Raw genomic sequence first — 240 nt, 5'->3', positions numbered from 1 at the left:
TGATACAGATGAGCTTATCAGCATTGATAGTTCATGCTTCACGGCTGAGGAGCTTGCCCAGCTCATAAAAGAGCTCAGCCAGGCCACTAGCTCTTTGAGCCCCGGCAAGTTAAAGTTGATGGTGGATAAGAGCCCGGAGGGGACGCGCTCCCCGAATATGGCTGACGCAGTGGTGATGGCATATTGGCCGATCCACGCAAGATACACCCTGGAGAACGTAGGATGACCGAACTAACCACT

At 52.9% G+C, this 240-nt stretch carries 1 protein-coding gene; it reads left to right on the top strand.

Annotation, left to right across the window (positions count from 1 at the left end):
• On the top strand, positions 1-226 hold a 226-nt coding region (locus tag RMT89_RS45220; protein ID WP_315889564.1), incomplete at its 5' end, for a hypothetical protein.
• Positions 227-240: the final 14 nt, after the last annotated feature.

Source organism: Streptomyces sp. P17 (assembly GCF_032436805.1).
Classification (GTDB): Bacteria; Actinomycetota; Actinomycetes; order Streptomycetales; family Streptomycetaceae; genus Streptomyces.
The sequence above is the reverse complement of the archived record's forward strand: the minus strand, read 5'-3'. Positions and strand labels throughout refer to the sequence as shown.